Here is a 6,416-nt window from a genome sequence, read left to right as displayed (position 1 = left end):
CCGCCGGTGTTCGCGCCCGAGGGGTAGCCGCCGTACTGCGTGCCGTAACCGGACTGCTGGTAGGGGCTCTGCTGCTGACCGTAGTAGCCGCCGTACTGGCCGTAGTACTGGTCGTACTTGGGGCGGGGTGCCGGCGCCGTGATGACGCCCGCATCCAGCAGCAGAGCGCTGATGGCCAGCGCCGCCTGCACGACAGCGGTCGTCACCGCGATCCACAATCCGGTGCCGCGGCCCGTGGCGTCGACAGTGTCTTGTATCAGCAGTAACGCGCCCAGGAGCGATACCGCGGTCACCACCGCGAGGAAGTTCTTGGCCTTGGGAAGCAGGTTCACTGCCGCCAGCAGGCCGGCCAGCAGCACCAAGTCCAGCGACAGGGTGCTGCCCTTCTCGACCAGCTCGTCGCCGTTGGGCAAGACGCGGGAGACCATCGGGAAGTAGCTCGCCAGATAGGTCAACACACCGAGAACCGCGACCGCGATGATCAAATAGTGCTTGAGGTTGGTCTCGGTGTCCTCGGACCTCGCGAACGAGGTCGAACCCGGACCCCGGTACGAGCCGGGCGACTGCGCGGGGGGATATCCGGGGTTGCCTGGCGGGTAAGTCATGGTTTCTCCTGTGCTTTCCGATAAGTGTGCGGCGCCACTGTCGTGCGACGCTGGTTACTCCCGCGCGGCGCCTCCCGCGAGGCTACCGGTAAACGCCGGGTCAACACCGTAGGCCGCGGCCGGCGGGAGCTTTGCGACGCGAACCGATCAACAACGCTAGCCCATCTCGGACACGGAGTCGTTGCACATCTCGACAGCCGGCCCCACCTGATGGTTGCCCGCAAGATTGGAACACGTTCTAATTCATCCATGGACTACGGACTCGTGCTGTTCACCAGTGATCGCGGAATCTCCCCGGCAGCGGCCGCCACTCTTGCCGATAACCACGGGTTCACCACGTTCTATGTACCCGAACACACCCACATTCCGGTCAAGCGCCAGGCCGCCCACCCAACCACCGGCGACGAGACGTTGCCCGACGACCGCTACATGCGCACGCTGGATCCCTGGGTGAGCCTCGGCGCGGCATGCGCCGTCACGTCGCGGGTACGGCTGTCCACCGCGGTGGCTTTGCCGGTCGAACATGACCCGATCACGCTGGCCAAATCCATCGCGACGCTCGACCACCTCTCGGGTGGCCGGGTCAGCCTGGGGGTCGGGTTCGGCTGGAACACCGATGAACTGGCCGACCACGGTGTGCCGCCCGGCCGTCGCCGAACCATGCTGCGCGAATACATCGAAGCGATGCGGGCGCTGTGGACCAAAGAAGAGGCCTCCTACGACGGTGAATTCGTCAGCTTCGGACCGAGTTGGGCATGGCCAAAGCCGGTGCAGTCGCACATCCCGGTGCTGGTCGGCGCGGCCGGCACGGAGAAGAACTTCACCTGGATTGCCCGCAGCGCCGATGGCTGGATCACGACGCCACGTGACTTCGACATCGACACGCCGGTGCGGGTGTTGCAGGACACCTGGGCCGCGGCCGGTCGCGACGGCGCGCCGCAGATCGTTGCGCTGGACTTCAAGCCGGTGCCGGAGAAGTTGGCGCACTGGGCCGAAATCGGGGTCACCGAGGTGTTGTTCGGGCTGCCCGACAAGTCCGAAGATGAGGTGGCCGCGTATGTCGAGAGGTTGGCGGGCAAGCTTGCCGCGGCGGTTTAATCCGACAGGAGGCGCATGACCGAGCAGGGCCGGCACTTCCCCTTCCGATACGAGACCCGGCTTGCTCCGCTGTGGGTGGCCTTCCGGGCATGGCCGAGCAAGCAGGGTGTCACCGTCACCGATGACGGCCTGCTGATCGCCCGTTACGGCCCGTTCCGGGTCGACGCGCCGTTGTCCCAAATCCAGGACGCGCATATCACCGGGCCCTACCGCTGGTGGACCGCGGTGGGCGCCCGGCTTTCGCTGGCCGACGACGGCCTGACCTTCGGCACCAACGCAACGCAGGGCGTGTGCATCCACTTCGAGCCGCGGATCCACCGCGTGATCGGTCTGCGCGACCACTCGGCGCTCAACGTGACTGTCGAGGACTGCGAAGGCCTGGTGGCCGCACTGGAATTGCCGCACTGAGGAGCTAAGCGAGCCAAGCCTGGTTGATACCCTCGTCGCTCGACTTCACCGTGATCCCGGCACCCAACGGGTCACCCTCGGTCATCAACGCCACCAGTGCCTCGTCCTCGGTGAGCGCCATGAACCGCGAGCCGTCTGCGCCCAACCTGCCGATGAGGACACCGGTCGTCGCCGGCCAGTCGTAGCGCACGGAGTACGTCTCAATGGTGGCTGCACCGTTGGCGTTTCGAGTGACCGGTACCTTCGGCAGGGCAGCGATGTCTTGCTGCAACTCCGTGCTCCGGTCAGCCGCCCAGTCGCCAGGGGTTGTCGAGTACACCCCCACCGAATACTTGCTCATCACACCGCCGTTGGCGCCGACGAGCCCGAACGCGCCGGGGTTGTCGCGCATGGCGGTCACCGTCTCGGCGATACCGTGCAGCGAATAGCTGTTGCCGGGGCCGCCGAAGTACGGCAGGCCGCCAGTCAGCGTCAGGCCGCGTGGGTCGTCGGCGGCGAGGGCGAACGCGTCGCACACCGCGAACACCGGAAACGGGAAGCAGCTGTAGAGGTCGAACGTCGTCACGTCGTCGATGCCGATGCCCGCGCCGCGGAGCGCTTCTGCCACAGCCTGTTTGGCGGAGTAGCTGATACTGACGTCGACGCGGTGCAACAAATCCTGCTCGGTCTGATCGGCATGCCCGCGCAGATAAACCCACTTGTCCTCGGGCACACCAAGCCGGCGGGCCGCCGACACCGACATCACCAGCGCGGCGGCTCCTTGATTGACGGTGTCGCGCGCCACCAGCAACCGCGGATACGGGTCGCAGATCATCCGGTTCTCGTCGGTGACGGTTTCGATCTCCTCCACCGACCGTTCCACCGGTGAGGACGAGAACGGGTTCTTGGCAGCGACTTTAGAGAACGGCGCGAAGAGCTTGGCCATCGCACGCCGGTAGTCGGCGACGCTGAGCCCGAGCCGTCCTCGGCGCGCGTTGTCGAGCAGCCCGTACTGCACGGGCGCTCCGGTCAGCCCGTGCTTGGCGGTGTACTCGCTCATGTACTGCTCGAAACCGTAGCCGCGGTCCTCGAGCTGGCCACCGACGTGTTCGGTGAAATCGGGCTTGTCGTCGCGCGCGGCGAAGTACTTCGCCGTCGACCCGGGCTCGGAACCGAGGATCAACGCGACCTCGACGTCGCCTGCGGCGATCGCCCCGGCGAACTCCGTCATCAACTTCTGTGGACCGTTGCCACCGATCGGCTCGAGCACCGCACGCGCCGGATCGGCGCCCACCCGATTGGCCACCGAACGGACGTAATTGTCCGAACAGCCGAACGGCGGCCGGTTGAACGGCGTGCAGATCTCGAACTGGCGCAGGCCGGCGAACACCTCGATGGCCAACGCCACCGCGGTCACGTCGGCGCCGGTGTCGGCGAGCGCGGCCCGCACGGCCTCGGTCGCCAGTTCGACCGAGGACATGCCGCAATAGCCGGGGTCGTCGATGCGCTCGGTGAACTGGCCCACTCCGACGACGACGAGCGTACGGGGGTCTATAGCGCCGCTCATTACCGGCCTCCTGACGTGTTAGTTCGTCAGGCTAACCGAAAACTGGAACGTGTTCCAATTCGACCGCGCACGGCGTCGCGTTACAGGCTCTCCAGGATGTGCCGGGCTAGCGCGGCCGTCTCCGACGGTGTCTTGCCGACCTTGACACCGGCGGCCTCGAGGGCCTCCTTCTTGGCCGCTGCGGTGCCCGACGAGCCGGACACGATCGCACCGGCGTGGCCCATCGTCTTGCCTTCGGGTGCGGTGAATCCCGCGACATAACCGACGACCGGCTTGGACACGTTGGCCTTGATGTAGTCGGCGGCCCGCTCCTCGGCGTCACCACCGATCTCGCCGATCATCACGATGATCTTGGTGTCGGGGTCTTTTTCGAACGCCTCGATCGCGTCGATGTGGGTGGTGCCGATCACCGGGTCACCGCCGATGCCGATCGAGGTGGAGAACCCGAAATCGCGCAGCTCGTACATCATCTGGTAGGTCAGCGTGCCGGACTTGGACACCAGGCCGACGGGCCCGGGCCCGGAGATGTTGGCCGGGGTGATACCGACCAGCGCCTGCCCGGGTGTGATGATGCCGGGGCAGTTGGGGCCGATGATCCTTGTCTTGTTTCCCTTGGACTGGTTGTAGGCCCACGCATAGGCGCTGTCCTGTACCGGGATTCCCTCGGTGATCACGACCAGCAGCGGGATCTCGGCGTCGATGGCCTCGATAATCGCGTCCTTGGCGAAGACCGGCGGCACGAAGATGATCGAGACGTCCGCGCCGGTCTTCTCGATCGCCTCTTTGACATGGGCGAATACCGGCAGTTCCACCGGCTCGTCGTTGACGTCCTTGTGCGCGACGGTAGTGCCGGCCTTGCGCGCGTTGACGCCGCCGACGATCTGGGTGCCGGCCTTGAGCATCCGGGCGGTGTGCTTGGTGGCCTCGGATCCGGTGATGCCCTGGACGACGACCTTGTTTTTGGCGGTCAGGAATATGGACATTGAGTCATGTTTCCTTTCAGTCTCAGGCGCTAGCCAGCTGGGCGGCCTTGTCGGCGGCCTCGTCCATCGTGGGCACCAGCGTCACCAGTGGGTGGTTGGCCTCGGTGAGAATCCGCCGCCCTTCGTCGACGTTGTTGCCGTCAAGACGCACGACGAGCGGCTTGTTGGCGTCGCCGCCCAGCATCTCCAGGGCCTTGACGATCCCGGTGGCAACGGCGTCACAGGAAGTGATGCCTCCGAAGACATTCACGAACACGCTCTTGACCTGATGGTCGCCCAGTACGACGTCCAGCCCCGCGGCCATCACCTCGGCCGATGCGCCACCACCGATGTCGAGGAAGTTGGCCGGCTTGACGCCGCCGTGCTTCTCGCCGGCGTAGGCGACGACATCCAGCGTTGACATGACCAGGCCCGCACCGTTGCCGATGATGCCCACCTGGCCGTCGAGCTTGACGTAGTTGAGGTCATGCTCTTTCGCCTTGAGCTCCAGCGGGTCGGTGGCGTCGCGGTCCTCGAACTCCACATGGCCGGGCTGACGGAAATCGGCGTTGCCGTCCAGCGTGACCTTGCCGTCCAGGGCCAGGATCTGATTGTCGGGCGTTCGGACCAGCGGGTTGACCTCGACCAGCGTGGCGTCCTCGCCGACGAAAACGTCCCACAGCTTGGCGATGGTCACCGCCGCCGCGTCGAGCACCTCAGCGGGCAGGTGGCCCTGCTCGGCGATCGAGCGGGCGAACGCGACGTCGACGCCCTTCACGGCGTCGACCGGGACCTTGGCCAGCCGCTCGGGCTTGGTGGCCGCGACCTCTTCGATCTCCACGCCGCCCTCGACCGAGCACATGGCCAGGTAGGTGCGGTTGGCCCGGTCCAGCAGGAAGGAGATGTAGTACTCCTCGGCGATGTCACTGGCCTGCGCGACCAGCAGCTTCTTCACGACGTGGCCCTTGATGTCCAGGCCGAGAATGTTCTTCGCGTGGTTGAAAGCGTCGTCCGGGGTCGCGGCGTACTTCACACCACCGGCTTTGCCTCGTCCACCGGCTTTGACCTGGGCCTTGACCATCACGGGATGCCCGATTTCCGCGGCGATGGCCTTGGCCCCGTCGGCGGTGTCGGTCACCCGGCCGGGCGTGGTGGGGACGTTGTGCTTGGCGAACAGCTCTTTTGCCTGGTACTCGAAAAGATCCATGGGCTCACTTCTGTGTGTCGGCCTAGTTTTTCCGTTTCCACGCGAGCCCAGAGTTTTCCGTTGCCCGCTTGCGGGAACTGTATCGAGACGGCCCGAAGGTTCCATCGTCGGCATCGGCTGATGTGGCAGATCTCACCGGGATCTTGTGAGTGATACAAATCACATTCCGAACCCTATTTTGGGCTTCGCTTGCCACGATTCGCGGTCGCCGGTTAACGTCTCAGGGTCCAGATAACGTTACGGTTACGCCTCGAAGGACAAATCACGTTGGCCCAGCAACACTCGACTCTGTCTCCTGCGCGAGGAGAACTCTCGGGGCCGCGCGAGCGCAGGTCGACGCTCCACCCCAACGAAGTCACGGACATCATCCCGTTCAACGAATTCGGGAAACTCACCGATTCGGAATTCAGCGACAACTCAGCTTTCGAGAAGGAAGCGCAGGTTCTCAGCGCACCCGAGCTCGATGACCTCGACGACACCGACAACCTTCGCGTTCTGGACCTGATCGGTCCCAGCGCCTCCGAGCTTCGCCTGGGCCCGCTCGAGCGGGGCCGATTGCGCGTCCGCAGCGGGTCGGAATCGACGGTCAC

The 6,416-nt window shown here is 65.4% G+C and carries 6 protein-coding genes and 1 pseudogene; 3 read left to right on the top strand and 4 right to left on the bottom strand.

Annotation, left to right across the window (positions count from 1 at the left end):
• The coding region (locus tag AC2VOU_RS10925; protein ID WP_486957396.1) for a DUF5336 domain-containing protein at window positions 1–605 on the bottom strand (605 nt) is incomplete at its 3' end.
• Window positions 606–854: 249 nt separating this feature from the next.
• On the opposite strand from AC2VOU_RS10925, the gene AC2VOU_RS10920 reads away from it, so the two are divergent.
• Both AC2VOU_RS10920 and AC2VOU_RS10915 read left to right on the top strand, forming a co-directional pair.
• Window positions 855–1,703: an LLM class F420-dependent oxidoreductase gene (locus tag AC2VOU_RS10920; protein ID WP_486957395.1), complete on the top strand. Its 849-nt coding sequence runs from the start codon at window positions 855–857 to the stop codon at window positions 1,701–1,703.
• A 15-nt stretch (window positions 1,704–1,718) separates the two neighbouring features.
• Window positions 1,719–2,111, top strand: a complete 393-nt coding sequence (locus tag AC2VOU_RS10915; protein WP_486957394.1) for a hypothetical protein — start codon at window positions 1,719–1,721, stop codon at window positions 2,109–2,111.
• 4 nt (window positions 2,112–2,115) lie between these two features.
• Here the strand turns inward: AC2VOU_RS10915 and AC2VOU_RS10910 are convergent, their stop codons facing one another.
• From AC2VOU_RS10910 to sucC, 3 genes are all read right to left on the bottom strand, one after another.
• Window positions 2,116–3,657, bottom strand: a complete 1,542-nt coding sequence (locus AC2VOU_RS10910; RefSeq protein ID WP_486957393.1) for an acetyl-CoA acetyltransferase — start codon at window positions 3,655–3,657, stop codon at window positions 2,116–2,118.
• Between the two features lie 80 nt (window positions 3,658–3,737).
• Entirely contained in the window at window positions 3,738–4,640 is a 903-nt protein-coding gene (sucD, locus tag AC2VOU_RS10905) for a succinate--CoA ligase subunit alpha (RefSeq protein ID WP_486957392.1), read from the bottom strand.
• A 22-nt stretch (window positions 4,641–4,662) separates the two neighbouring features.
• A complete protein-coding gene (gene sucC / locus AC2VOU_RS10900; protein ID WP_486957391.1) occupies window positions 4,663–5,826 on the bottom strand; it encodes an ADP-forming succinate--CoA ligase subunit beta in 1,164 nt (387 codons plus the stop codon).
• Window positions 5,827–6,093: 267 nt separating this feature from the next.
• Between sucC and AC2VOU_RS10895 the strand changes: the two are divergent.
• Window positions 6,094–6,416, top strand: a pseudogene (locus AC2VOU_RS10895) (M23 family peptidase); the annotation flags it as partial.

The organism is Mycobacterium sp. TH-M25, from assembly GCF_057473665.1.
The sequence above is the reverse complement of the archived record's forward strand: the minus strand, read 5'-3'. Positions and strand labels throughout refer to the sequence as shown.